This window comes from Streptomyces sp. LS-MS-L19 (assembly GCF_058382285.1).
The window spans coordinates 6,722,663-6,747,779 of record NZ_JBYCLL010000001.1; the positions used below are offsets into that span (position 1 = coordinate 6,722,663).

Sequence of the window (25,117 nt, forward strand, 5' to 3'; positions counted from 1 at the left end):
CAGCAATGACCCACCAGTGGCGCGGAATCATCGAGGAGTACCGGGACCGGCTGCCCGTCTCCGACAGCACGCCGGTCGTGTCGCTCCGCGAGGGCGGCACGCCCCTCGTGCCCGCGCAGGTGCTCTCCGAGCGCACCGGGTGCGAGGTCCACCTCAAGGTGGAGGGCGCCAATCCCACCGGGTCCTTCAAGGACCGCGGTATGACCATGGCCATCACGCGGGCCAAGGAGGAGGGCGCGAAGGCGGTCATCTGCGCCTCCACCGGCAACACCTCCGCGAGCGCCGCCGCCTACGCCGTGCGCGCCGGCATGGTCTGCGCCGTGCTCGTCCCGCGGGGCAAGATCGCGCTCGGCAAGATGGGCCAGGCCCTCGTGCACGGCGCGAAGATCCTCCAGGTCGACGGCAACTTCGACGACTGCCTCACCCTGGCCCGCTCGCTGAGCGACAACTACCCGGTGGCGCTGGTCAATTCGGTCAACCCGGTGCGCATCGAGGGCCAGAAGACGGCCGCCTTCGAGATCGTCGACATGCTCGGCGACGCGCCCGACATCCACGTCCTGCCGGTCGGCAACGCGGGCAACATCACGGCGTACTGGAAGGGCTACAAGGAGTACGCCGCCGACGGTGTCGCCGCGAAGACGCCCCGGATGTGGGGCTTCCAGGCCTCCGGCAGCGCCCCGATCGTGCGCGGCGAGGTGGTCAAGGACCCGTCGACCATCGCCACCGCCATCCGGATCGGCAACCCCGCCTCCTGGCAGTTCGCCCTCGGGGCGAAGGAGGAGTCCGGTGGGTTCATCGACGAGGTGACGGACCGTGAGATCCTGCGCGCCTACCGGCTGTTGGCCGCCCAGGAGGGCGTCTTCGTGGAGCCCGCCTCCGCCGCGTCGGTGGCCGGTCTGCTGAAGGCGGCCGAGCAGGGCAAGGTCGACCCGGGCCAGAAGATCGTCTGCACCGTCACCGGCAACGGCCTCAAGGACCCCGACTGGGCCGTCGCCGGCGCGCCGCAGCCGGTCACCGTCCCGGTCGACGCGGCCACCGCGGCCGAGCGCCTCGGGCTCGCCTGACGCTCGCCTGACACGGAATCCGTGACTCCGCCGGGAGATCCCGGTAAGGGGTGCACAGGGGGCTTACGACACGCATCGTGCGCCTCCTGTGCGCCCTATGTCGCCACAGAACCTTCCTTCGATAGGCTGTACCGAACCCGCCCCCTGCATATGCCTCCGCGTATGGCAGGGAGCCGCGTAGTCTCCGCGGCCTGAGGGTCTCCAGGTACCCATCGAACGTCTTCGACCATCACGCAGCTCAAGGAGAGTCATCGAGAGATGGCCGGTCCCGCCTTCCGCGCCGCCGCCGTCCGGGTGCGCGTCCCCGCCACCAGTGCCAACCTCGGTCCGGGCTTCGACGCCCTGGGCCTCTCCCTGGGGCTCTACGACGACGTGGTCGTCCGGGTGGCCGACTCCGGGCTGCACATCGACATCGCGGGGGAGGGGAGCGAGACGCTCCCGCGTGACGAGAACCACCTTCTCGTACGCTCCCTGCGCACCGCCTTCGATCTGCTGGGCGGCCAGCCGCGCGGCCTGGAGATCGTCTGCGCCAACCGCATCCCGCACGGCCGGGGCCTCGGCTCCTCCTCGGCCGCCATCTGCGCCGGGATCGTGGCCGCGCGTGCCGTGACCATAGGCGGCGAGGCCCGCCTCGACGACACCGCGCTGCTTGAGCTCGCCACCGAGATCGAGGGCCACCCGGACAACGTGGCCCCGTGTCTGCTCGGCGGCTTCACGCTCGCCTGGATGGAGGCCGGCGCCGCCCGGGCGATCAGGCTGGAGCCCCACGATTCCATCGTTCCGGTGGTTTTCGTGCCCGGAAAGCCCGTCCTGACCGAGACCGCGCGCGGACTGCTCCCGCGCACCGTGCCGCACGTCGACGCCGCCGCCAACGCGGGCCGCGCCGCGCTGCTCGTCGAGGCCCTCACCAGGCGCCCCGAGCTGCTGCTGCCGGCCACCGAGGACCGTCTCCACCAGGAGTACCGCGCTCCCGCCATGCCGGAGAGCGCGGCGCTGGTGGAGCGGCTGCGGGCCGACGGAGTCCCGGCAGTCATCTCGGGAGCGGGCCCGACCGTGCTCGCGCTCGTCGACGCGGAAAGCGCCGACAAGGTGGCCCATCTGGCGGGCGAGGGCTGGGCCGCCAACCGGCTCGAACTGGACGACCAGGGGGCGAGCGTGCTTCCGCTCGCGGCCGCCGGTGACATGTGAGATCCGGCGTGTGCCGGATTTCGAGAGGGGGAATGTTTGTTGGATCCGGTAGTGTTAACCTCAAGTCTGCACCCGACCCCACCATGGCGAGGTGCTTCACGTCCCCGTCCGGGACAGACATTCTTCCGGGAGCCTCCCAAGCCGCACTGTGTTTCGTACGACGTACATGGGCAGTACCTCGTACGCGAGCACTGAGCGACTTGCCGGGCACGCTCCGGAACCGGTGCGTCCAAGCCACGTGACACGGACACTCAGTGCCACGGCTCTCGGAAGCGCCGTCACCACATTCCTCCGCCGTTGAGGCGGACCACCGCCCCGGCTCGGTCCACAAGGATGGGACCGACGTCGGACAGCACAAACGGTCGCCGAGCCAGACAGGCCGACGTCCGCTCCAGGGAAGGACCCTTCGTGAGCGACACCACCGATCTGATGGGCGCACGTGTCGAGGACACCGCTGCCGCGCCCGCCACGGACGCCGCGCCTGCCAGCGGTGCCGGCTCCCGGCGGCGCCGCGGTACCGGCCTCGAAGGCATGGTGCTGGCCGAGCTGCAGCAGGTCGCATCCGGCCTCGGCATCAGGGGCACCGCGCGGATGCGCAAGAGCCAGCTGATCGAGGTCATCAAGGAGGCGCAGGCGGGAGGTGGGGCCCCGGCCAAGGCCGAGACCGCCACCGAGACCAAGCCGAAGCGCCGCGCCACCTCCAAGGCCCGCACCGGCGAGGCCGCCGAGAAGAAGGCGGAGGCGAAGGCCGAGGCCCCCGCCGAGAAGGCCGTGGCCCAGCAGCAGATCGAGATTCCCGGCCAGCCGGCCGCCGAGCGCGGGTCGGACGACGCCCCCGCCGAGCGCCGCCGTCGCCGCGCCACCGCCGAGGCCGGCGCCCCCGCGGGCAGCACCGAGACGATCGTGGCCGAGGCGAAGACCGAGCCCAAGGCCGAGACGCCCGCGCAGGCGCAGCAGCAGCCGCAGGCCGACGCCGGTGACGGCGAGGGCCGTGGCCGCCGCGACCGCCGTGACCGCGGCCGGGACCGCGGGGAGCGCGGCGACCGCCAGGACCGCGGTGACCGTCGCAAGAGCGACGACCAGCAGGGCCAGGGCGGTCAGCGCCAGCAGCAGAACCAGCAGCAGGGCGGTGGCCGTCAGGACCGCCAGCAGCGCGACAACGGCCCGCAGGACGACGACGACTTCGAGGGCGGCCGCCGCGGCCGTCGGGGCCGTTACCGGGACCGTCGTGGCCGTCGCGGCCGTGACGAGATCGGTGGCGCGGGCGAGCCGCAGATCAACGAGGACGACGTCCTGATCCCGGTCGCGGGCATCCTGGACATCCTCGACAACTACGCCTTCATCCGTACGTCGGGCTACCTGCCCGGGCCGAACGACGTGTACGTCTCCCTCGCCCAGGTCCGCAAGAACGGCCTGCGCAAGGGCGACCACATCACCGGCGCGGTCCGTCAGCCCAAGGAAGGCGAGCGGCGCGAGAAGTTCAACGCGCTGGTCCGCCTCGACTCCGTCAACGGCATGGCGCCCGAACACGGCCGCGGCCGCCCGGAGTTCAACAAGCTGACCCCGCTGTACCCGCAGGACCGCCTCCGCCTGGAGACGGACCCGGGCGTGCTGACCACCCGCATCATCGACCTCGTGTCGCCGATCGGTAAGGGCCAGCGCGGTCTGATCGTGGCCCCGCCGAAGACCGGCAAGACCATGATCATGCAGGCGATCGCCAACGCGATCACGCACAACAACCCCGAGTGCCACCTGATGGTCGTCCTGGTCGACGAGCGTCCGGAAGAGGTCACCGACATGCAGCGGTCGGTCAAGGGCGAGGTCATCTCCTCGACCTTCGACCGCCCGGCCGAGGACCACACCACGGTCGCCGAGCTCGCCATCGAGCGCGCCAAGCGCCTGGTGGAGCTGGGCCACGACGTGGTCGTGCTGCTCGACTCGATCACGCGTCTGGGCCGTGCGTACAACCTCGCCGCGCCCGCCTCCGGCCGCATCCTGTCCGGTGGTGTCGACTCGACCGCCCTGTACCCGCCGAAGCGCTTCTTCGGTGCGGCCCGCAACATCGAGGACGGCGGCTCGCTGACCATCCTCGCCACCGCCCTGGTGGACACCGGGTCCCGCATGGACGAGGTGATCTTCGAGGAGTTCAAGGGCACGGGCAACGCCGAGCTCAAGCTCGACCGCAAGCTCGCCGACAAGCGGATCTTCCCCGCGGTGGACGTGGACGCGTCCGGTACCCGCAAGGAAGAGATCCTGCTCGCCCCGGACGAGCTGGCCATCGTGTGGAAGCTGCGCCGGGTGCTGCACGCCCTCGACCAGCAGCAGGCGGTGGAGCTGCTTCTCGACAAGATGAAGCAGACGAAGTCGAACGCCGAGTTCCTGATGCAGATCCAGAAGACGACGCCGACGCCCGGCAACGGCGACTGAGCGAAGTCCGTGAAAGGGCCGTCCCCCGTTTCGGGGGGCGGCCCTTTTCGGTGTGTCCTGGCGGGTTAGGATCGCGCTCTTCGGTCGCGTTCGCGATTTCCGAACTTCTGATCCCTAGGGGGGACTTGCATGGGCATATCCATGTCCGGAGGGGCCGGTCGGCGCAGACGGCGGCTGTGGATCGCGCTGCCCGTCGCCGTGACCGCCGCGCTGCTGGCCACGTCGGCGAGCGCCGCCACCGTGACGCCCGCCCCCGAGCCGCCCGTCAAGACCGTCTCCGTGCCCTCGCAGGCCGAGCTGAAGAAGCGGCTCGTGGCCGCCGTGGCCGCCGACGACGGCTCCGGCGCGGTCGTCCGCCCGTCGAGGTCGACGGCGAGCAGCCCGGCCGTCGACGGCACCGTCTCGCCGATGATCATCGGCGGCACTACGACCACGATCTCCGCGGCGCCGTGGATGGCCCAGCTCTGGTACGTCGACGACAAGGGCACCACCAGCACCAGCGACGACACCGGCTTCTTCTGCGGCGGTGCCGTCGTCGCGCCGACGAAGATCCTCACCGCCGCGCACTGCGTCAAGGGCGCGAACTGGGCGAAGGGCGGTCTCGTCGTCACCGGGGCCACCCAGCTGCTCTCCGACGACGGGGACCTGCACGGCGGGACGGCGACGGCCGTACTGCGCCAGTGGTACCACCCGTCGTACAACGAGGACACCATCGACAACGACATCGCGGTGCTGACCCTGGCGGCTCCCGTCAAGGCCACCCCGATCCGTATGACGACGTCCACGGACACCGGCTCCTACGACCCCGCCACGACCGGCGCCAAGACCGCCAAGGTCTACGGCTGGGGCCGCACCAGCTCGACCAACGACAACGTCTCCCAGACGCTGAAGACGGCCACGCTGCCCATCAAGTCGGACGCCACCTGCGCCGCGGCCTACGGCTCCTGGTTCATCAAGGGGCACATGACCTGCGCCGGCCCGCCCGCCAGCGGCCGCGACTCCGGTACGACCGCCATCTGCAGCGGCGACTCCGGCGGACCGCTCGTCGTCAACGGCCGGATCGTCGGCGTGGTCTCCTGGAACGTCACGGACTGCGTGGCCAAGGGCGCCTACAGCGTCTTCACCAAGGTCAGCAAGTACGTCGGCGCCGCCTACCCGCGCGTCGACGACACCAACCTGAGCTTCGACCACAAGGCCGACCTGTGGGTGCGCAAGTCGTCCACCAAGGTCGGCTACGAGCTGGACTCCAAGGGCACCACCCTCGCCGCCCCGCAGTCCTGGGGCGACTGGAACGGCGTGAACCTGGTCCGGCAGACCGACCTGAACCGGGACGGCTACCAGGACCTCGTGTACCGCGTCTCCGCCACCGGTGACGTGTACTGGCTGCGGTTCGTCCCGTCGTCCACCGGCGGTGCCTGGGCCGACCCGAAGAAGGTTTTCACCGACTGGCGGACCCGCACCCGGATCGTCACCCCCGGCGACGTCACCGGCGACTACAAGGCCGACCTGCTCTCCGTGGACTCCGCGGGCGTCCTGTGGATCTACCCGGGCAAGGGCGACGGCAGCTTCGCGGCCCGGGTCCGGGTCGGCGGCGGCTGGAGCCAGTACAACCAGCTCCTCGGCCACGGCGACTTCACCGGCGACGGCAAGGCGGACGTGCTCGCCCGCAACAAGACCACCGGCGACATCTACCTGTACAAGGGCACCGGCAAGTCCGGCACCGGCGTCTTCGCGGCCCGCGTCAAGGTGCGCAGCAACTGGAGCGGCTACAACGCCTTCGACGCCGTCGGTGACATCACCGGCGACGGCAGGGCCGACCTGGTGGCCCGCACCGCCGGCGGCACGCTCTACCTCTACAAGGGCACCGGCAAGGCCACCAGCGAGATCTTTGCCACAAGGGTCACCGTTGGTACCGGTTTCCAGCAGTACGACATCTTTGGCTGAAACCGCTGGTGAGCAAGGCTCGCCCTGAGGTTCTTGTGACGTCCTGTGACCATCGCTGCACGCGGTGGTCACAGCGCGTTGTGCAACCCTTTCTCGAGTTTCGCCGTCTGACCAGGCGGAGCGAACATGGTGCGGTACGGGTCTTTTTGTGACCACGTCTGACCCTGAAAACAGGGGGTAACCGACCGGACGAGATTCGAGGAGCGCATGTCAGCCGAGAGCACGCCGACACCCGGGAAACCGGGCGGCAAGGGACGTCGCCGCAAACCCCGCGGCAGGAAGCACAAGGGCCTGCTGATCACGGCCTGGGTCGCCGCGGGGATCGTCGTGCTGGGCGGTACCGGGGCCGGCTACCTGTACTTCAAGCTCAACGGCAACATCAAGAGCGTCGACATCGACCAGGTCCTCGGCAGCGCCCGGCCCACGAAGGTCGACAACGGCTCCGAGAACATCCTCGTCCTCGGCTCGGACACCCGCTCCGGCTCCAACCGGAAGCTCGGCGGCGGCACCGACGACGGCAGCGCCCGCTCCGACACCGCGATGATCGTGCACGTCTACAAGGGCCACAAGAAGGCCACCGTGGTCTCCATACCGCGCGACACCCTGATCGACCGCCCCGAGTGCACCGACACCGACGGCAAGGAGCACGACGCGGCCAGGGGCGTCATGTTCAACTCCGCCTACACTACCGGCGGCGCGCCCTGCGCGGTGAAGACGGTCGAGTCCATGACCGGCATCCGCATGGACCACTACCTGGAGGTCGACTTCAGCGGCTTCGAGAAGCTGGTCGACGAACTCGGCGGGGTCACGGTCACCACGACCAAGGCCATCAAGGACCCCGACAGCCACCTGGACCTCAAGGCCGGCACGCACGAGCTCACCGGCGCCCAGGCCCTCGGCCTCGTCCGCACCCGGCACGGCGTCGGCGACGGCTCCGACCTCGGCCGCATCCAGCTCCAGCAGGCCTTCATCAAGGCCCTCGTCAAGCAGGTCAAGGAGGTCGGCCTGCTGACCAACCCCAAGAAGCTGTACGACCTCGCCGACACCGCCACCAAGGCCGTCACCACCGACTCCGACCTCGGCTCGGTCAACTCCCTGGTCTCCTTCGCGAGCGGCCTCAAGGGCATCGGCCCGGCGCACATGACCATGGTCACCATGCCCGTCCAGTACGACCCGGCCAACCCGAACCGCGTGCTCGTCCAGAAGACCAAGGCCAGGCAGATCTGGACGGCCCTGGAGAACGACCGGACGATCCCGAAGTCGGCCACGGAAGGCAACGCGACGGGCCAGGCCAAGGGTGTCGTGACGTCGTAGAGGACCGCTCGCGGTCGGCTGGGAATAGTTCGTGGCCACCCCTCGTTTTGGGGGATGCGGCCAGTGCTGGCAGACTGGTACGTCGGCCCCGGTTCACGCTCCCGCATCCCGCGGTGGCGACCCGGTGCCCTCCCGAAACTAGGAGACACCTTGAAGCGCGACACCCACCCCGAGTACGTCGAGACGCAGGTCAGCTGCACCTGTGGCGCGTCGTTCACCACCCGTAGCACGATCACCAGCGGCACCATCCGTGCCGAGGTCTGCTCCGAGTGCCACCCGTTCTACACGGGCAAGCAGAAGATCCTCGACACCGGTGGCCGTGTGGCCCGCTTCGAGGCCCGCTTCGGCAAGGCTGCTGCCAAGAAGTAGCGAGCCACCAGCGCCGGTCCACGCCGCACTCCTCGGAGTGCGCCGGGACCGGCGTTTTTGGTCGCACGCCTTCCCCTTTCGTCCGCAGTACAGGAGCCAGAGATGTTCGAGGCCGTCGAGGAACTCCTCGGTGAGCACGCCGACCTGGAGAAGAAGCTCGCCGACCCGTCGGTCCACTCCGACCAGGCCAACGCGCGCAAGCTGAACAAGCGCTACGCCGAGCTCACCCCGATCGTAGCCACGTACCGCTCCTGGAAGCAGACCGGCGACGACATCGAGACGGCGAAGGAACTCGCCGCCGACGACCCGGACTTCGCGGCCGAGGTCAAGGAGCTGGAGCGCACCCGCGAGGAGCTGACCGAGAAGCTGCGGCTGCTGCTCGTGCCCCGGGACCCGTCCGACGACAAGGACGTCATCCTCGAGATCAAGGCCGGTGCCGGCGGTGACGAGTCCGCGCTGTTCGCGGGCGACCTGCTGCGCATGTACCTGCGCTACGCCGAGCGCGTCGGCTGGAAGACCGAGATCATCGACTCCACCGAGTCCGAGCTGGGCGGCTACAAGGACGTCCAGGTCGCCGTGAAGACCAAGGGCGGCCAGGGCGCGACCGAGCCCGGCCAGGGCGTGTGGGCCCGTCTCAAGTACGAGGGCGGGGTGCACCGCGTCCAGCGGGTGCCGGCGACCGAGTCCCAGGGCCGTATCCACACGAGCGCGGCCGGTGTCCTCGTGACCCCCGAGGCAGAGGAGGTCGACGTCGAGATCAACCCCAACGACCTCCGCATCGACGTCTACCGCTCCTCCGGGCCCGGCGGACAGTCCGTCAACACCACCGACTCCGCGGTGCGCATCACGCACATCCCCACCGGGGTCGTCGCCTCCTGCCAGAACGAGAAGAGCCAGCTGCAGAACAAGGAGCAGGCCTTGCGTATCCTGCGCTCCAGGCTGCTCGCGGCGGCGCAGGAGGAGGCGGAGCGCAATGCCGCCGACGCCCGGCGCAGCCAGGTCCGCACCGTCGACCGCTCCGAGAAGATCCGCACGTACAACTTCCCGGAGAACCGCATCTCGGACCACCGCGTCGGCTTCAAGTCGTACAACCTGGACCAGGTCCTGGACGGCGACCTCGACGCGGTGATCCAGGCCTGCGTCGACGCGGACTCGGCGGCGAAGCTGGCGGCCGCGTAGGACCGCGCCAGGTGGCAGGGCCCGTGATCCCGGCCCGACCCGGGAGGCACCGCCTTAAGGTACGTACGCACGACCGAGTACGACACGGAGGACTTGCGTGAACCTGCTGCTCGCAGAGGTGGCCCAGGCCACCCAGCGGCTGGCCGACGCCGGCGTGCCCTCGCCGCGCAACGACGCGGAGGAGCTCGCCGCGTTCGTGCACGGCGTGAAGCGGGGCGAGCTGCACTCCGTGAAGGACGCGGACTTCGACGCCCGCTACTGGGAGACCATCGCGCGCCGTGAGCAGCGCGAGCCGCTCCAGCACATCACCGGCCTCGCCTACTTCCGCTACCTCGAACTCCAGGTGGGCCCCGGGGTGTTCGTGCCCCGGCCCGAGACCGAGTCCGTGGTCGGGTGGGCCATAGACGCCGTGCGCGCGATGGACGTCGTCGAGCCGTGCATCGTCGACCTGTGCACCGGCTCCGGCGCGATCGCGCTGGCGCTCGCCCAGGAGGTCCCGCGCTCCCGCGTGCACGCCGTGGAGCTGTCCGAGGAAGCCCTCCAGTGGACCCGTAAGAACGTCGAGGGGTCCCGGGTCGACCTGCGCCAGGGGAACGCCCTGGACGCCTTCCCGGACCTCGACGGCCATGTCGACCTGGTCATCTCCAACCCGCCCTACATCCCGCTCACCGAGTGGGAGTACGTCGCCCCCGAGGCGCGGGACTACGACCCCGAACTCGCCCTGTTCTCCGGCGAGGACGGCCTCGACCTCATCCGTGGCCTGGAGCGCACCGCGCACCGGCTGCTGCGCCCCGGCGGTGTCGTCGTCATCGAGCACGCCGACACCCAGGGCGGCCAGGTGCCGTGGATCTTCACCGAGGAGCGGGGCTGGGCCGACGCGGCCGACCACCCCGACCTCAACAACCGCCCCCGGTTCGCGACGGCCCGCAAGGCGATGCCGTGAGCCACTTCCCGATGACTTCAGAGCAGTACGTGTACGAGGAGGCCCGCTAGATATGGCACGGCGATACGACACCAACGACGCGACCGACCGCACGACCGGTCTGCGCGAAGCCGCGTCCGCCGTCCGCCGTGGCGAGCTCGTGGTCCTCCCGACCGACACGGTGTACGGCATCGGCGCCGACGCGTTCTCCTCCGAGGCCGTCTCCGACCTCCTGGAGGCCAAGGGCCGGGGCCGCAACATGCCCACCCCCGTGCTGATCGGCTCCCCGAACACCCTCCACGGTCTCGTCACCGACTTCTCCGAGCTGGCCTGGGAGCTGGTCGACGCCTTCTGGCCGGGCGCGCTCACCCTCGTCGCCAAGCACCAGCCGTCCCTCCAGTGGGACCTGGGCGACACCCGGGGCACGGTCGCCGTGCGCATGCCCCTGCACCCGGTCGCCATCGAACTGCTGACCGAGGTCGGCCCCATGGCGGTCTCCTCCGCGAACCTGACCGGCCACCCGTCCCCGGAGACCTGTGACGCCGCCCAGGACATGCTGGGCGACTCGGTCTCCGTCTACCTCGACGGCGGCCCGACCCCCGGCAACGTCCCCTCCTCGATCGTCGACGTCACCCGCGAGGTGCCGCTGCTGCTGCGCGCGGGCGCGATCTCCGCGGACGAGCTCAGGAAGGTCGTACCCGACCTCGAGGTGGCGAATTGACGGCCCCTGACGCGGGGCGTGGCATATGGGACGGGGAAGAGACGCGGACCTTCACGGGGCTCCCGCGGGACAGCTTCCGCATCCTCCACGTCAGCACCGGCAACGTGTGCCGCTCGCCGATCACCGAGCGGCTGACCCGGCATGCCCTGGCGGACCGGCTCGGCGACCCGCTGTGGGGCGGGCTCGTCGTGGAGAGCGCGGGGACCTGGGGCCACGAGGGCGCGCCCATGGAGGCCAACGCGGAGGCGGTGCTCGCCGACTTCGGCGCGGACGCCTCCGGCTTCACCGGGCGTGAGCTCCTCGACGAGCACGTCATCATGGCCGACCTGGTCCTGACCGCCACCCGCGACCACCGCCAGCAGGTCATCTCCATGGGCCACTCGGCGGGCCTGCGCACCTTCACCCTGAAGGAGTTCACCCGCCTGGTGAAGGCGATAGACCCGGCGACCCTGCCGCCCCTGGAGGACGGCCTGGTCGTCCGCGCACGGGCCCTGGTCCGCGCCGCGGCGGCTCTACGCGGGTGGCTCCTGGCCCCCACCGCCGAGGCCGACGAGGTCTTCGACCCGTACGGCGCCCCCCTGACCTTCTTCCGCTCCATCGGCGACGAGATACACGAGGCGCTGGACCCGGTGGTGACGGCGCTGACGGGGGTGCCCGCCCGCACCTAGATGCCGGGGGAGCACAGGCCCGCACGGGTGCAACAACGGGGCGTCCCCGACCACCCCGGCCTACATTGGGTGTACGTCATCGTCGACGCCCCGGAGTCCACCATGTCGGTCACCCATGCGCCCCAGACCGCCGACGTCCTCGCGCGGCAGGACCCCGAGCTGGCCGAGATCCTGCTCGGGGAGCTCGACCGGCAGTCCTCGACGCTGCAGCTGATCGCGGCCGAGAACTTCTGCTCGCCCGCGGTGCTGGCCGCGCTCGGCTCCCCGCTCGCCAACAAGTACGCCGAGGGCTACCCCGGCGCCCGGCACCACGGCGGCTGCGAGATCGTCGACGTCGCCGAACGCCTCGCCGTCGACCGGGCCAAGTCCCTCTTCGGCGCCGAACACGCCAACGTGCAGGCCCACTCCGGCTCTTCGGCGGTCCTCGCCGCCTACGCCGCCCTGCTGCGCCCCGGCGACACCGTCCTCGCCCTCGGCCTGCCCTACGGCGGCCACCTCACCCACGGCTCGCCCGCCAACTTCTCGGGCCGCTGGTTCGACTTCGTCCCCTACGGCGTCGACGCGGAGACCGGGATCATCGACCACGAGCAGGTGCGCGCCCTCGCCCTCAGCCACCGGCCCAAGGCCATCGTGTGCGGCTCCATCGCCTACCCCCGCCACCTCGACTACGCCTTCTTCCGCGAGGTCGCCGACGAGGTGGGCGCCTATCTCATCGCCGACGCCGCCCACCCCATCGGGCTCGTCGCCGGGGGAGCGGCGCCCAGTCCGGTGCCGTACGCCGACATCGTCTGCGCCACCACCCACAAGGTGCTGCGCGGTCCCCGCGGCGGGATGATCCTGTGCGGGAGCGAGCTGGCCGAGCGGGTGGACCGGGCCGTCTTCCCGTTCACGCAGGGCGGCGCGCAGATGCACACCATCGCCGCGAAGGCGGTCGCGTTCGGCGAGGCGGCGACACCGGCGTTCGCCGCGTACACCCATCAGGTGGTCGCCAACGCGCGCGTGCTGGCGGCCGGCCTCGCGGGGGAGGGGTTCGTCGTCACCACCGGCGGGACCGACACCCACCTCGTGACGGCCGACCCGGCACCCCTCGGCGTCGACGGACGCACCGCCAGGGGACGCCTCGCGGCCGCGGGCCTGGTGCTCGACTGCTGTGCGCTACCTCACGCCGACACCCGCGGACTGCGTCTGGGGACCGCCGCCGTCACCACCCAGGGCATGGGCGAGAAGGAGATGCAGAGGATCGCCGCCCTGCTCGCAGGGGTGGTGCGCGGGGGGACCGACAACGCCTCGGCACGTGAAGAAGTCCGGGACCTGGTCGACGGATTTCCGCCGTATCCCGGCTGAGCGGGGGTATTCGCACCTGCGTGCACAGCCACACGTGCAACCATCGTCGCTACCCGGAAGTCCACAACCATATGCGTCCGTCGCTAGGGTGTGGTGCTGAGATGGCCAGCGAGACCTGTGGGGAAGCCCGTGCGTGAATACCTGCTGACGCTCTGCATCACGGCCGCGGTGACGTATCTGCTGACAGGGCCGGTACGGAAGTTCGCGATCGTGGCCGGAGCGATGCCGGAGATCAGGGCCCGTGACGTGCACCGGGAACCGACTCCGCGACTCGGCGGTATCGCCATGTTCTTCGGACTGTGCGCGGGGCTGCTGGTCGCCGACCACCTGACCAACCTCAGCGAGGTCTTCACCAAGTCCAACGAGCCGCGCGCGCTGCTCTCCGGTGCCGCCCTGATCTGGCTCATCGGCGTCCTGGACGACAAGTTCGAGATCGACGCGCTCATCAAGCTCGGCGGCCAGATGATCGCCGCCGGCGTGATGGTCATGCAGGGCCTGACGATCCTGTGGCTGCCCATCCCCAGCGTGGGCTCGGTCGCGCTGACGCAGTGGCAGGGCACCCTGCTGACGGTCGCGTTGGTCGTCATCACCATCAACGCGGTGAACTTCGTCGACGGCCTCGACGGCCTCGCGGCCGGCATGGTGTGCATCGCGGCGGCGGCGTTCTTCCTGTACGCCTACCGCATCTGGTACTCGTACGGCATCGAGGCGGCCGCCCCGGCCACGCTGTTCTCGGCGATCCTGATGGGCATGTGCCTGGGCTTCCTGCCGCACAACATGCACCCGGCGCGGATCTTCATGGGCGACTCCGGCTCGATGCTCATCGGCCTGGTGCTCGCCGCCGGCGCGATCTCCATCACCGGGCAGATCGACCCGGACGCCCTGAAGCTGTTCGCCGGGTCCGAGAAGGCGGCCGTGCACCAGACGGTCCCCGTCTACATCCCGTTGCTGCTACCGCTGACGATCATCGCGGTGCCGGCCGCCGACCTGATCTCGGCGATCGTGCGCCGCACCTGGCGGGGTCAGTCGCCGTTCGCCGCCGACCGCGGCCATCTGCACCACCGGCTCCTGGAGATCGGGCACTCGCACAGCCGGGCGGTGTGGATCATGTACTTCTGGTCGGCGCTGATCGCGTTCGGCTCGCTCGCCTACTCGGTGAACTCGGCGTCCATGTGGATCGTGCTCGGTGTGGTGTTCCTCAGCGCGATCGGGCTCGTCCTGCTGCTCCTGCCGCGCTTCACCCCGCGCGCCCCGATGTGGGCCCAGGCCTTCGTGCCGCCGCGCTACCGCCGCCGCAGGCGTCCCGTGGTCGCCGAGCCGGTGGAGGTGGAGCAGCGCACCCCGGTCGCCGTGGGGGTGGCGGGTGTCAACGGCGCGACCGCTCTGGGGGCCCGTTCGCGGGTGCCGGAGAGGCGTAAGGCCGAGACGTCGCGCTGACGGCCAAGGTAAGAATCTGACTAAAGCATTGCCAACGCGTGGGAGTTCGGCGGGGCGACAAACCGCCCTTATACCAGACAACTCGACCGTGTTTCTGCACGAACGCGCGTCTTCACTCTCATGTGTGACAGCTGGCACACCATCTAGGTAAAGACCGCATCAAATAGTTTGTGATACGGTTCACGAGAACCCGGGGCAGAGCCGAAGGACCGTAGTGCGACGGTCCCTTGGCGTGAGGGTCACTCTCAGCCCGGGACTACGCTCGTCCATGACGACACACCCCCCCCCCTTTGAAAGCGGAGTTGCCGCCATGCCGTCCAATGACGTCCGGATCCTGGCTCAGGCCGCCGTGCCCACGGCTGCCGTCGGCGCTGTCGCCGCCGTCGTCAGTGGTGTGGTCGCCGGTGGCAAGGGCGCGATCGGGGCGGGTGTGGCGACGCTGGTCGTCATCCTCTTCATGGGAATCGGCCTCTACGTCCTGCAGCGCACTGCCAAATCGCTTCCGCACCTCTTCCAGGCGATGGGCCTGATGCTCTACGCGGCTCAGATCCTGCTGCTGTTCGTCTTCCTGGCCGCGTTCAAGAACACCACGCTGTTCCACCCGAAGGCTTTCGCTCTCACGCTCGTCGTCGGCACCCTGACCTGGATCGCCGCCCAGACACGCGCCCACATGAAGTCCAAGATCCTCTACGTCGAACCCGATTCGGACACCAAGTCCGAAAAAACCGGGCACTCGTCGTGAGAGGTAGGGCCGGGATAAATGCGACCGAGAGACCCTGCTATCGTCCGGTGCCAACTGCGGCATCGCGGGCGCGGGCATCCGAGCTGACGCCTGCTCGAACGCGAGGCTCGATGCCCCCCGGCCGCCCCCACATCCGTTACACCAGTCCCGTGCCGAACCGCGGCCTACCGCCGCGCCGACACAACGAGGTTGCCGTACCTATGCGCCACGATGAAGGAGCCCGCGGTGAGTGCTGACCCGACGCAGACGCTCGCTTTCGACACGAGCTGTCACCTGTTCGACGGGTGTGGCTTCCCGGCTCCGGGCCTGCACTCGTTCATGTTCGAGCCCCTCTGGGGCGACGCCGACGGCAACGGCCTCTACTTCAACAAGCCGATGCTGCTGGCCCTGCTCGGCTCGGTCATCATCGTGGGCTTCTTCTGGGCCGCGTTCGCCCGCCCGAAGATGGTCCCCGGCAAGCTCCAGATGATCGCCGAGGCCGGCTACGACTTCGTCCGCCGCGGTGTCGTCTACGAGACGATCGGCAAGAAGGAGGGCGAGAAGTACGTACCGCTCGCCGTCTCGCTGTTCTTCTTCATCTGGATGCTGAACCTGTGGTCGATCATCCCGGTCGCCTCCTTCCCGGTGACGTCGATCATCGCCTACCCGGCGGTCCTGGCCGCGATCGTCTACGTCACCTGGGTCTCGCTGACCTTCAAGCGGCACGGTTTCGTCGGCTTCTTCAAGAACGTGACGGGCTACGACAAGTCGCTCGGCGCGGTGCTCCCGCTCGCCATGGTCATCGAGTTCTTCTCGAACCTGCTGGTCCGTCCGTTCACGCACGCGGTGCGACTCTTCGCGAACATGTTCGCCGGCCACACCCTGCTGCTGCTCTTCACGATCGCCAGCTGGTACATGCTGAACGGCATCGGCATCGCCTACTCCGGCGTCTCGTTCGTGATGGTCATCGTGATGACGGCCTTCGAGCTCTTCATCCAGGCGGTCCAGGCGTACGTCTTCGTCCTCCTGACCTGCACCTACATCCAGGGCGCGCTCGCCGAGCACCACTGAGCACCGCCCCCGCCACACCCCCAGAGACATCCGGTGGCCAACCCCCACCGGTCACTGAAAGAGAAGGAAGAACCGGCATGTCCGCTCTCCAGACCCTCGCTGCGGTCGAAGGCAACCTCGGCTCCATCGGTTACGGCCTCGCCGCGATCGGCCCGGGCGTCGGCGTCGGCATCATCTTCGGCAACGGCACCCAGGCCCTCGCCCGCCAGCCCGAGGCGGCCGGCCTCATCCGCGGTAACCAGATCCTCGGCTTCGCGTTCTGTGAGGCGCTGGCCCTCATCGGCCTCGTCATGCCGTTCGTCTACTAAGACGAACCACGACGACAGCCCCATTCGACGAAAGGCACTGATGTGAACCACGCACTGGTTCAGCTGGCGGCCGAGGCGGAGAAGGAGAATCCCCTCATTCCGCCGTGGCCGGAGCTCGTCATCGGCCTGATCGCCTTCGTCATCGTCTTCGGCTTCCTCGCCAAGAAGCTCCTCCCGACCATCAACAAGGTTCTGGAAGAGCGTCGCGAGGCCATCGAGGGCGGTATCGAGAAGGCCGAGGCCGCGCAGACCGAGGCCCAGAGCGTCCTTGAGCAGTACAAGGCACAGCTCGCCGAGGCCCGCCACGAGGCCGCGCGCCTGCGCCAGGAGGCTCAGGAGCAGGGCGCCACGCTCATCGCCGAGATGCGCGCGGAAGGCCAGCGGCAGCGCGAGGAGATCGTCGCCGCCGGTCACGCGCAGATCGAGGCCGACCGCAAGGCCGCGTCCTCCGCGCTGCGCCAGGACGTGGGCAAGCTCGCCACCGACCTGGCTGGCAAGCTGGTCGGCGAGTCCCTCGAGGACCACGCCCGCCAGTCCCGCGTGATCGACCGCTTCCTCGATGACCTCGAGGAGAAGGCCGAGGCCGCGCGATGAACGGAGCGAGCCGCGAGGCCCTGGCAGCCGCACGCGAGCGTCTCGACGCGCTGACGGACAACACGTCCGTGGACGCCGGCTCGCTCGCCGACGAGCTGGCCGCCGTCACCGCGCTGCTCGACCGCGAGGTGTCGCTGCGTCGGGTCCTGACCGACCCGGCGCAGGCCGGCGAGGCCAAGGCCGAACTGGCCCAGCGTCTGATCGGTACGCAGGTCGGCGGCCCCGCCGCGGACCTCGTCGCCGGCATGGTGCGCTCCCGCTGGTCGCAGTCGCGCGACCTGGTGGACGCGCTGGAGGAGCTGGCGAACATCGCCGACCTCACCGCCGCGCAGCGGCGGGGCAAGCTCGACAACGTCGAGGACGAGCTGTTCCGGTTCGGCCGGATCGTCACCTCGAACACCGAGCTGCGCGCCGCACTGACCAACCGCTCCGCGACGGCCGCGGCCAAGCGCGAGCTGCTCGGCAGCCTGCTCGGCGGCCGTGCCGACGCGACGACCGAGCGTCTGGTGACGCGCCTTGTGGCCGCGCCCCGGGGACGTAGCCTGGAGTCGGGACTGGAGTCCCTGTCCAAGCTCGCCGCCGAGCGCCGGGACCGCATGGTGGCCGTCGTCACCTCGGCGGTTCCGCTGAGCGACCGGCAGAAGCAGCGCCTGGGCGGTGCCCTGGCCAAGCTCTACGGCCGCCAGATGCACCTCAACCTCGACGTGGACCCCGAGGTCCTCGGCGGGATCCGGGTGCAGGTCGGTGACGAGGTCATCAACGGCTCGATCGCGGACCGCATCGAGGACGCCGGCCGCCGCGTGGCGGGCTAGCAGCAACTTCATAGCAGTACGTACGGACGACGGCCCTGGTTGGGCCGTACATGAAGAATCCTGGGGGTCGCCCCCAGACCCCCAAAGTGAAACTTCGGGCCCAACAAGGAGAGCAGGGAACCCAGATGGCGGAGCTCACGATCCGGCCGGAGGAGATCCGGGACGCGCTGGAGAACTTCGTCCAGTCGTACAAGCCGGACGCGGCCTCGCGCGAGGAGGTCGGTACGGTCACCCTTGCCGGCGACGGCATCGCGAAGGTCGAGGGTCTGCCCTCGGCCATGGCCAACGAACTGCTGAAGTTCGAGGACGGCACCCTCGGCCTCGCGCTCAACCTGGAAGAGCGCGAGATCGGCGCCATCGTCCTCGGTGAGTTCAGCGGCATCGAGGAGGGTCAGCCGGTCTCCCGTACCGGTGAGGTCCTCTCCGTGGCCGTCGGCGAGGGCTACCTCGGCCGTGTCGTCGACCCGCTCGGCAACCCGATCGACGGCCTCGGCGAGATCGAGACCAGCGGTCGTCGCGCCCTCGAGCTGCAGGCCCCCACGGTCATGCAGCGCAAGTCGGTGCACGAGCCGATGGAGACCGGCTACAAGGCCGTCGACGCCATGACCCCGATCGGCCGTGGCCAGCGTCAGCTGATCATCGGTGACCGTCAGACCGGCAAGACCGCCCTGGCCGTCGACACGATCATCAACCAGCGCGACAACTGGCGCTCCGGCGACGTGAACAAGCAGGTCCGCTGCATCTACGTCGCCATCGGTCAGAAGGGCTCCACCATCGCCTCCGTGCGCGGTGCCCTCGAAGAGGCCGGCGCGCTGGAGTACACGACCATCGTCGCCGCCCCGGCGTCCGACCCGGCCGGCTTCAAGTACCTGGCGCCGTACACCGGTTCGGCCATCGGCCAGCAGTGGATGTACGAGGGCAAGCACGTCCTCATCATCTTCGACGACCTCTCGAAGCAGGCCGACGCCTACCGCGCCGTGTCCCTGCTGCTGCGCCGCCCGCCGGGCCGTGAGGCCTACCCGGGTGACGTCTTCTACCTGCACTCCCGTCTGCTGGAGCGCTGCGCGAAGCTCTCCGACGACATGGGCAAGGGCTCGATGACCGGTCTGCCGATCGTCGAGACCAAGGCCAACGACGTCTCGGCGTTCATCCCGACCAACGTCATCTCCATCACCGACGGCCAGTGCTTCCTGGAGTCGGACCTCTTCAACGCCGGTCAGCGCCCCGCGCTGAACGTCGGTATCTCCGTCTCCCGAGTCGGTGGTTCCGCGCAGCACAAGGCGATGAAGCAGGTCTCCGGCCGACTGCGCGTCGACCTCGCCCAGTTCCGTGAGCTGGAGGCGTTCGCCGCCTTCGGTTCCGACCTGGACGCCGCGTCGAAGGCGCAGCTGGAGCGCGGTCAGCGGATGGTCGAGCTGCTCAAGCAGGCTCAGTACCAGCCGATGTCGACCGAGGACCAGGTCGTCTCCGTCTGGGCCGGCACCACCGGCAAGATGGACGACGTCCCGGTGAACGACATCCGCCGCTTCGAGAAGGAGCTCCTGGAGTACCTGCACCGCAAGGAGCAGGGCCTCATGACCTCCATCAAGGAGGGCGGCAAGCTCTCGGACGACACCCTCACCGCTGTTGCCGACGCGATCGCCGACTTCAAGAAGCAGTTCGAGACCTCGGACGGCAAGCTTCTCGGCGAGGACGCCCCGGCCGCCGCCAAGTGACGTAAGGAAGGGACCTGACTCATGGGAGCCCAGCTCCGGGTCTACAAGCGTCGCATCCGATCCGTCACCGCGACCAAGAAGATCACCAAGGCGATGGAGATGATCGCCGCCTCGCGTGTCATCAAGGCACAGCGCAAGGTGGCGGCGTCGGCGCCCTACGCCAAGGAACTGACCCGCGCGGTGACCGCGGTCGGTACCGGCTCGAACACGAAGCACCCGCTGACCACGCAGGCCGAGACGGTCAGGCGGTCCGCGGTGCTGCTCCTGACGAGCGACCGTGGTCTGGCCGGCGCCTTCAACTCCAACGCCATCAAGGCCGCGGAGCAGCTGACCGCGCGTCTCGAGCGCGCGGGCCAGGAAGTCGACGTCTACATCGTCGGCCGCCGTGGTGTCGCCCACTACAACTTCCGTGAGCGCAAGATCTCGGAGTCGTGGTCGGGCTTCACCGACGAGCCGACGTACGCGGACGCCAAGAAGGTCGCGGGCCCGCTGATCGAGGCCATCGAGAAGGACACGGCCGAGGGCGGAGTGGACGAACTCCACATCGTCTTCACCGAGTTCGTCTCGATGATGACGCAGACGGCGCTCGACGACCGACTGCTGCCGCTCAGCCTCGAAGAGGTCGCCAAGGAGGCCGCGCCCAAGGGCGAGATCCTCCCGCTGTACGACTTCGAGCCCTCGGCGGAGGACGTCCTCGACGCCCTGCTGCCGCGCTACGTGGAGAGCCGTATCTACAACGCGCTCCTCCAGTCGGCCGCGTCCAAGCACGCCGCCACCCGGCGCGCGATGAAGTCGGCGACCGACAACGCGGGAGAGCTCATCACCACGCTCTCCCGACTTGCCAACGCGGCCCGCCAGGCCGAAATCACCCAGGAAATCAGCGAGATCGTCGGTGGCTCCGCAGCCCTGGCCGACGCGACCGCGGGGAGTGACCGCTAATGACCACCACTGTTGAGACCGCGACGGCCACGGGCCGCGTCGCCCGGGTCATCGGCCCGGTCGTCGACGTGGAGTTCCCCGTCGACGCGATGCCCGACATCTACAACGCCCTGCACGTCGAGGTCGCCGACCCGGCGAACGAGGGCGAGCTGAAGACGCTGACCCTGGAGGTCGCCCAGCACCTGGGTGACGGCCTGGTCCGCACCATCTCCATGCAGCCCACCGACGGTCTGGTCCGCCAGGCCCCGGTCACCGACACCGGCTCCTCCATCACGGTGCCCGTCGGCGACTTCACCAAGGGCAAGGTGTTCAACACCCTCGGTGAGGTGCTGAACGTCGACGAGCAGTACGAGGGCGAGCGCTGGGGCATCCACCGCAAGGCCCCCAACTTCGACGAGCTCGAGTCGAAGACCGAGATGTTCGAGACCGGCGTCAAGGTCATCGACCTTCTCACCCCGTACGTCAAGGGTGGAAAGATCGGTCTGTTCGGTGGTGCCGGCGTCGGCAAGACGGTGCTCATCCAGGAGATGATCTACCGCGTCGCCAACAACCACGACGGTGTCTCCGTGTTCGCCGGTGTCGGTGAGCGCACCCGTGAGGGCAACGACCTCATCGAGGAGATGTCGGACTCCGGCGTCATCGACAAGACCGCGCTGGTCTTCGGCCAGATGGACGAGCCCCCGGGCACCCGTCTGCGCGTGGCCCTGGCCGGTCTGACCATGGCGGAGTACTTCCGCGATGTGCAGAAGCAGGACGTGCTGTTCTTCATCGACAACATCTTCCGCTTCACCCAGGCCGGTTCCGAGGTGTCGACCCTGCTCGGCCGTATGCCCTCCGCGGTGGGCTACCAGCCGAACCTGGCCGACGAGATGGGTCTCCTCCAGGAGCGCATCACCTCGACCCGTGGTCACTCGATCACCTCGATGCAGGCGATCTACGTCCCCGCGGACGACCTGACCGACCCGGCCCCGGCCACCACCTTCGCCCACCTCGACGCGACGACGGTTCTCTCCCGTCCGATCTCCGAGAAGGGCATCTACCCGGCCGTGGACCCGCTGGACTCCACGTCCCGGATCCTGGACCCGCGGTACATCGCCGCGGACCACTACGAGGCCGCCATGCGCGTCAAGGGGATCCTTCAGAAGTACAAGGACCTCCAGGACATCATCGCGATCCTCGGCATCGACGAGCTCAGCGAGGAGGACAAGCTGGTCGTCCAGCGTGCCCGCCGCGTCGAGCGCTTCCTGTCCCAGAACACCCACGTCGCCAAGCAGTTCACCGGCGTCGACGGTTCGGACGTGCCGCTGGACGAGTCGATCGCCGCGTTCAACGCGATCTGCGACGGCGAGTTCGACCACTTCCCGGAGCAGGCGTTCTTCATGTGCGGTGGCCTGGAGGACCTCAAGGCCAACGCCAAGGAGCTGGGCGTCTCCTGAACTCCCTGAGTTCGAAGTGAACCCTGTGGTTCACGCTTGAGGGGGCGGGGCACGTCCCGCCCCCTCTTTTCTGCCTACTAGACTTGTAACCAACACCCGGCACAACCGCCGGGTGGTGACCCGAGGAGCCACCTTGGCTGCTGAGCTGCACGTCGCGCTGGTCGCGGCCGACCGAGAGGTCTGGTCCGGCGAGGCCACCCTGGTCGTCGCGCGCACCACGTCCGGCGACATCGGCGTCATGCCCGGTCACCAGCCGCTGCTCGGTGTGCTGGAGTCGGGCCCGGTGACCATCCGCACGAGCGACGGCGGGACGGTCGTCGCCGCGGTGCACGGCGGTTTCATCTCGTTCGCCGACAACAAGCTGTCGCTGCTGGCCGAGATCGCCGAGCTGTCGGACGAGATCGACGTCCAGCGCGCGGAGCGGGAGCTGGAGCGCGCGAAGGCGGAGGGCGACGCCGCCGCCGAGCGTCGCGCGGACGTACGACTGCGCGCGGCGACCGCGCGCTGAACCAGCGCGGAGCCGTATGACGTCACTCAGCCGCGGCCGGCACCGGAGCGATCCGGAGCCGGTCGCGGCTGAGGCAGATCTGGATGTTTTTTCCGTTCCGTTACCTATCGAAGGTACCTAGGAGACGAGGAGGTCGGTGTCGATGGTCCTCGCTCTGACTGTGTGCGGAATCGTCGTGGCCCTGGTGGTGCTGGGGCTGTTCGTCTTCGGCCTGCGCCGCAGGCTCATCCAGCGCTCCGGCGGCACCTTCGACTGTTCGCTGCGCTGGGACGTCCCGGAGAAGACCGACACCAGCGGCAAAGGCTGGAGCTACGGCGTCGCCCGCTACAACGGCGACCGGGTCGAGTGGTACCGCGTCTTCTCCTACGCCTACCGTCCGCGCCGCGTCCTGGAACGTGCCGCGATCGAGGTGGCGGGCCGCCGTCTCCCCGAGGGCGAGGAGGAGCTGGCGCTGCTCTCCGACGCCGTCATCCTGACCTGTGTGCACCGGGGCACGCGTCTCGAGCTCGCCATGAGCGAAGACGCGCTGACCGGTTTCCTCGCGTGGCTGGAGGCAGCCCCGCCCGGTCAGCGCGTCAATGTCGCTTAGCTCTTTCTGCTGATTTACGACAGCCCGCTGTTGATGGCGCTCACCAGCTCACCGTTGCCGGTGTCGCCGCTGAACTCCCAGAAGAACGCGCCGCCCAGGCCCTGGTTCTTGGCCCAGGTCATCTTGCCGGCGATCGTCGCGGGGGTGTCGTAGGACCACCAGTTGGTGCCGCAGTAGGCGTATGCCGTGCCCGCTACGGTGCCGGTGGCGGGGCAGGAGTTCTTGAGGACCTTGTAGTCCTCGATGCCCGCCTCGTAGGTGCCGGGTGCCGCTCCGGTCGCGGTGCCGCCGGGGGCGGCCTGGGTGACGCCGGTCCAGCCGCGGCCGTAGAAGCCGATGCCGAGCAGCAGCTTCTTGGAGGCGACGCCCTTCGACTTCAGCTTGGCGATCGCGTCGGCGGAGTTGAAGCCCGCCTGCGGGATGCCGGCGTACGAGGTCAGCGGTGAGTGCGGGGCGGTCGGGCCCTGGGCGTTGAAGGCGCCGAAGTAGTCGTAGGTCATCACGTTGTACCAGTCGACCGAGGCCGAGGCGCCGCCGTAGTCCGCCGCGTCGATCTTGCCGCCGTTGGAGCCGTCGGCCGTGATCGCCGCGGTGACCAGGTAGTTCGAGCCGAACTCGGTGCGCAGCGCGGACATCAGGTTCTTGAAGGCCGCGGCCCCGCTGGTGTCGCAGGTCAGGCCGCACGCGTTCGGGTACTCCCAGTCGATGTCGATGCCGTCGAAGACGTCGGCCCAGCGGGGATCCTCCACGACGGCCTTGCAGGACTTGGCGAAGGCGGCCGGGTTGGCGGCGGCCTGCGCGAAGCCGCCGGAGTAGGTCCAGCCGCCGAAGGAGTACAGCACCTTGATGTGCGGGTACTTGGCCTTCAGCTGGCGCAGCTGGTTGAAGTTGCCGCGCAGCGGCTGGTCCCAGGTGTCGGCGGTGCCGGAGACCGACTGGTCGGCGGTGTACGCCTTGTCGTAGGCGGCGTAGGTGTCGTCGACGGTGCACTGACCGTTCTTGACATTGCCGAACGCGTAGTTGATGTGGGTGATCTTCGCGGCGGAGCCCGAGGTCACCAGGTTCTTGACGTGGTAGTTGCGGCCGTAGACGCCCCACTCGGTGAAGTAGCCGAGCTTGACCTTGTCCCCGGTGGGCGGCTCCGTGGTGCCGCCGGTGGTGCGCACCGCGCGGGCGCCGCTGACCGGGCCGGTCTGGTCGGCGGTGTCGCGGGCCTGGACGGTGTAGGAGTAGTCGGTGCCGGCGGTCAGGCCGCTGTCCGTGTACGAGGTCGTCGTCACGGTCGCGACCTTGGCGCCGTCGCGCAGCACGTCGTAGTTCTTGACGCCCTTGTCGTCGGTGGCGGCGCTCCAGGCCAGCTTGACCGAGGTGTTGGTGATGTCGGAGGCGGTGGGGGTGCCGGGCGCGGACGGGGCCGCGTCGCCCGGGACGGTGCCGCCGTCACAACTTCCGCCGTTCAGCTTGCAGTTGGCGGGGGAGCCGGCGCCGGCGCCGTTGAAGCCGAAGGAGACGGAGGCGCCGGGGGCGAGGGTGCCGTTCCAGGACTTGTTCTTGGCGGTCCAGTGGGTGCCGGAGGAGGTGACGTCGGCGTCCCAGGCGGAGGTGACCGAGGTGCCGGAGGGGAAGTCCCACTCGACGGTCCATGAACTGAGGCTGGTGGTACCGGTGTTCTTCACCGTCCACTTGCCTTCGAAGCCGGTGCCCCAGTCCTGGGTCTTGGCGTAGGTCGCGGTGGCGGAGGTCGCGGCCTGGGCGGGGCTCGCGAGGCCGACCAGGCCGGCGAAGGGGAGCAACAGCGTCGCGAAACCGGCCGCGGCTCTGTGTCTGAAGCGCATCGTGCGCCTCCT

The 25,117-nt window shown here is 69.3% G+C and carries 23 protein-coding genes; 22 read left to right on the top strand and 1 reads right to left on the bottom strand.

The window, feature by feature from the left end; translation table 11 throughout:
• The first annotated feature begins 5 nt into the window (after positions 1-5).
• The 22 genes from thrC (at position 6) to AC2XR2_RS30330 (ending at position 23,270) form a co-directional block, all read left to right on the top strand.
• The gene (thrC, locus tag AC2XR2_RS30225) at positions 6-1,064 is read left to right on the top strand and encodes a threonine synthase (RefSeq protein WP_491516785.1); all 1,059 of its coding nucleotides are present in this window, start codon (positions 6-8) and stop codon (positions 1,062-1,064) included.
• A 258-nt stretch (positions 1,065-1,322) separates the two neighbouring features.
• Positions 1,323-2,252: a homoserine kinase gene (gene thrB, locus AC2XR2_RS30230; protein ID WP_330264448.1), complete on the top strand. Its 930-nt coding sequence runs from the start codon at positions 1,323-1,325 to the stop codon at positions 2,250-2,252.
• Between the two features lie 408 nt (positions 2,253-2,660).
• A complete protein-coding gene (rho, locus tag AC2XR2_RS30235; RefSeq protein ID WP_491516786.1) occupies positions 2,661-4,679 on the top strand; it encodes a transcription termination factor Rho in 2,019 nt (672 codons plus the stop codon).
• 141 nt (positions 4,680-4,820) lie between these two features.
• Complete coding sequence (locus AC2XR2_RS30240) at positions 4,821-6,623, top strand: trypsin-like serine protease (protein ID WP_491518533.1); 1,803 nt, start codon at positions 4,821-4,823, stop codon at positions 6,621-6,623.
• A 207-nt stretch (positions 6,624-6,830) separates the two neighbouring features.
• Positions 6,831-7,937, top strand: a complete 1,107-nt coding sequence (locus AC2XR2_RS30245; protein ID WP_491516787.1) for an LCP family protein — start codon at positions 6,831-6,833, stop codon at positions 7,935-7,937.
• A gap of 150 nt (positions 7,938-8,087) precedes the next feature.
• Entirely contained in the window at positions 8,088-8,306 is a 219-nt protein-coding gene (gene rpmE / locus AC2XR2_RS30250; RefSeq protein ID WP_020136574.1) for a 50S ribosomal protein L31, read from the top strand.
• A gap of 102 nt (positions 8,307-8,408) precedes the next feature.
• On the top strand, positions 8,409-9,485 hold the full coding sequence (gene prfA, locus AC2XR2_RS30255) for a peptide chain release factor 1 (RefSeq protein ID WP_381302474.1): 1,077 nt from the start codon (positions 8,409-8,411) through the stop codon (positions 9,483-9,485).
• 97 nt (positions 9,486-9,582) lie between these two features.
• Positions 9,583-10,428 (top strand): peptide chain release factor N(5)-glutamine methyltransferase, encoded by an 846-nt coding sequence (gene prmC, locus AC2XR2_RS30260; protein WP_123763079.1) that lies wholly within the window; start codon positions 9,583-9,585, stop codon positions 10,426-10,428.
• Positions 10,429-10,480: 52 nt separating this feature from the next.
• Positions 10,481-11,128, top strand: a complete 648-nt coding sequence (locus tag AC2XR2_RS30265) for an L-threonylcarbamoyladenylate synthase (RefSeq protein WP_062027086.1) — start codon at positions 10,481-10,483, stop codon at positions 11,126-11,128.
• Positions 11,125-11,796, top strand: coding sequence for an arsenate reductase/protein-tyrosine-phosphatase family protein (locus tag AC2XR2_RS30270; protein WP_330264444.1), 672 nt, complete (start codon positions 11,125-11,127; stop codon positions 11,794-11,796). Before AC2XR2_RS30265 ends, AC2XR2_RS30270 begins: the two co-directional genes overlap by 4 nt.
• Before the next feature lie 102 nt (positions 11,797-11,898).
• Entirely contained in the window at positions 11,899-13,140 is a 1,242-nt protein-coding gene (gene glyA / locus AC2XR2_RS30275) for a serine hydroxymethyltransferase (RefSeq protein WP_381302476.1), read from the top strand.
• Positions 13,141-13,269: 129 nt separating this feature from the next.
• Positions 13,270-14,577 carry an MraY family glycosyltransferase gene (locus tag AC2XR2_RS30280; RefSeq protein WP_330264442.1) on the top strand — a complete coding sequence of 436 codons (1,308 nt, stop codon included), beginning with the start codon at positions 13,270-13,272 and terminating at the stop codon, positions 14,575-14,577.
• A 310-nt stretch (positions 14,578-14,887) separates the two neighbouring features.
• Positions 14,888-15,319, top strand: coding sequence for a Cg1360 family ATP-synthase-associated protein (locus AC2XR2_RS30285; RefSeq protein ID WP_330264441.1), 432 nt, complete (start codon positions 14,888-14,890; stop codon positions 15,317-15,319).
• Between the two features lie 210 nt (positions 15,320-15,529).
• Positions 15,530-16,369, top strand: a complete 840-nt coding sequence (gene atpB / locus AC2XR2_RS30290) for a F0F1 ATP synthase subunit A (protein WP_381302478.1) — start codon at positions 15,530-15,532, stop codon at positions 16,367-16,369.
• Between the two features lie 77 nt (positions 16,370-16,446).
• Positions 16,447-16,677, top strand: coding sequence for an ATP synthase subunit c family protein (locus AC2XR2_RS30295; RefSeq protein WP_031040683.1), 231 nt, complete (start codon positions 16,447-16,449; stop codon positions 16,675-16,677).
• Positions 16,678-16,719: 42 nt separating this feature from the next.
• Positions 16,720-17,271 (top strand): F0F1 ATP synthase subunit B, encoded by a 552-nt coding sequence (locus tag AC2XR2_RS30300; RefSeq protein ID WP_030320299.1) that lies wholly within the window; start codon positions 16,720-16,722, stop codon positions 17,269-17,271.
• A complete protein-coding gene (locus AC2XR2_RS30305) occupies positions 17,268-18,083 on the top strand; it encodes a F0F1 ATP synthase subunit delta (protein ID WP_381302479.1) in 816 nt (271 codons plus the stop codon). Before AC2XR2_RS30300 ends, AC2XR2_RS30305 begins: the two co-directional genes overlap by 4 nt.
• A 125-nt stretch (positions 18,084-18,208) precedes the next feature.
• Complete coding sequence (gene atpA / locus AC2XR2_RS30310; protein ID WP_062027078.1) at positions 18,209-19,798, top strand: F0F1 ATP synthase subunit alpha; 1,590 nt, start codon at positions 18,209-18,211, stop codon at positions 19,796-19,798.
• A gap of 21 nt (positions 19,799-19,819) precedes the next feature.
• Positions 19,820-20,737, top strand: a complete 918-nt coding sequence (locus AC2XR2_RS30315) for a F0F1 ATP synthase subunit gamma (protein WP_381302480.1) — start codon at positions 19,820-19,822, stop codon at positions 20,735-20,737.
• A complete protein-coding gene (atpD, locus tag AC2XR2_RS30320) occupies positions 20,737-22,173 on the top strand; it encodes a F0F1 ATP synthase subunit beta (protein WP_381302481.1) in 1,437 nt (478 codons plus the stop codon). Before AC2XR2_RS30315 ends, atpD begins: the two co-directional genes overlap by 1 nt.
• Positions 22,174-22,306: 133 nt before the next feature.
• Positions 22,307-22,681: a F0F1 ATP synthase subunit epsilon gene (locus AC2XR2_RS30325; protein WP_007384727.1), complete on the top strand. Its 375-nt coding sequence runs from the start codon at positions 22,307-22,309 to the stop codon at positions 22,679-22,681.
• A 142-nt stretch (positions 22,682-22,823) separates the two neighbouring features.
• A complete protein-coding gene (locus AC2XR2_RS30330) occupies positions 22,824-23,270 on the top strand; it encodes a DUF2550 domain-containing protein (protein WP_028809448.1) in 447 nt (148 codons plus the stop codon).
• Between the two features lie 14 nt (positions 23,271-23,284).
• Here AC2XR2_RS30330 and AC2XR2_RS30335 read toward each other — a convergent pair whose 3' ends face one another.
• A complete protein-coding gene (locus AC2XR2_RS30335; protein WP_491516788.1) occupies positions 23,285-25,105 on the bottom strand; it encodes a glycosyl hydrolase family 18 protein in 1,821 nt (606 codons plus the stop codon).
• Positions 25,106-25,117 lie beyond the last annotated feature (12 nt).

Bases quoted from the DNA above. Each gene is read 5' to 3' on its own strand.
- thrC (WP_491516785.1), top strand. From the start codon at position 6: ATGACCCACCAGTGGCGCGGAATCATCGAGGAGTACCGGGACCGGCTG.
- thrB (WP_330264448.1), top strand. From the start codon at position 1,323: ATGGCCGGTCCCGCCTTCCGCGCCGCCGCCGTCCGGGTGCGCGTCCCC.
- AC2XR2_RS30240 (WP_491518533.1), top strand. From the start codon at position 4,821: ATGTCCGGAGGGGCCGGTCGGCGCAGACGGCGGCTGTGGATCGCGCTG.
- AC2XR2_RS30245 (WP_491516787.1), top strand. From the start codon at position 6,831: ATGTCAGCCGAGAGCACGCCGACACCCGGGAAACCGGGCGGCAAGGGA.
- prfA (WP_381302474.1), top strand. From the start codon at position 8,409: ATGTTCGAGGCCGTCGAGGAACTCCTCGGTGAGCACGCCGACCTGGAG.
- AC2XR2_RS30265 (WP_062027086.1), top strand. From the start codon at position 10,481: ATGGCACGGCGATACGACACCAACGACGCGACCGACCGCACGACCGGT.
- glyA (WP_381302476.1), top strand. From the start codon at position 11,899: ATGTCGGTCACCCATGCGCCCCAGACCGCCGACGTCCTCGCGCGGCAG.
- AC2XR2_RS30285 (WP_330264441.1), top strand. From the start codon at position 14,888: ATGCCGTCCAATGACGTCCGGATCCTGGCTCAGGCCGCCGTGCCCACG.
- atpB (WP_381302478.1), top strand. From the start codon at position 15,530: ATGAAGGAGCCCGCGGTGAGTGCTGACCCGACGCAGACGCTCGCTTTC.
- AC2XR2_RS30295 (WP_031040683.1), top strand. From the start codon at position 16,447: ATGTCCGCTCTCCAGACCCTCGCTGCGGTCGAAGGCAACCTCGGCTCC.
- AC2XR2_RS30305 (WP_381302479.1), top strand. From the start codon at position 17,268: ATGAACGGAGCGAGCCGCGAGGCCCTGGCAGCCGCACGCGAGCGTCTC.
- atpA (WP_062027078.1), top strand. From the start codon at position 18,209: ATGGCGGAGCTCACGATCCGGCCGGAGGAGATCCGGGACGCGCTGGAG.
- AC2XR2_RS30315 (WP_381302480.1), top strand. From the start codon at position 19,820: ATGGGAGCCCAGCTCCGGGTCTACAAGCGTCGCATCCGATCCGTCACC.
- atpD (WP_381302481.1), top strand. From the start codon at position 20,737: ATGACCACCACTGTTGAGACCGCGACGGCCACGGGCCGCGTCGCCCGG.
- AC2XR2_RS30330 (WP_028809448.1), top strand. From the start codon at position 22,824: ATGGTCCTCGCTCTGACTGTGTGCGGAATCGTCGTGGCCCTGGTGGTG.
- AC2XR2_RS30335 (WP_491516788.1), bottom strand. From the start codon at position 25,105: ATGCGCTTCAGACACAGAGCCGCGGCCGGTTTCGCGACGCTGTTGCTC.